The following is a 401-nucleotide window of genomic DNA, read 5'->3' as shown; positions in this document are numbered from 1 at the left end:
TTTTCTATTTGGCTCACACAATCATGTAGTTCTGGTTTGTTCATGGATAAAAAGGGCTACATATCAAGGATTCGTGAGGATTTAAAAGGCGGACGTAAGCACTCTAAAACCACTATTGAAAGCATTGCCAAAAGCTTCGGTATTGCCAATAAAAACTTGGTGAAAGAATTTACTGAACTGGCAATAATCCTTAACGCAAGAGAGATAGCACACGATAGTTCGCTAACCACTTACGAAAAGTACCTTGATATTGTAGCCCTATATCAATCACAGGTTAACCTATCCATGCGTACAAGCATGAGTGTGTTGATGCAGCAATATTCCACTCCGGCACCCATTTCATTCCTGGCATCGAGTTACATTTTAAAATCAGGTAGCTTATCAGGTTACAAGGCTTTTAA

Annotated in this window: 1 protein-coding gene; it reads left to right on the top strand. The window is 39.2% G+C overall.

Annotated elements, in window-relative coordinates; all coding sequences use genetic code 11:
• Positions 1–42: 42 nt before the first annotated feature.
• The coding region (locus KEM10_RS25270; protein WP_212221054.1) for a hypothetical protein at positions 43–401 on the top strand (359 nt) is incomplete at its 3' end.

Origin of the sequence: Carboxylicivirga linearis (genome assembly GCF_018271995.1) — a bacterium.
GTDB lineage: Bacteria > Bacteroidota > Bacteroidia > Bacteroidales > Marinilabiliaceae > Carboxylicivirga > Carboxylicivirga linearis.
The sequence above is the reverse complement of the archived record's forward strand: the minus strand, read 5'-3'. Positions and strand labels throughout refer to the sequence as shown.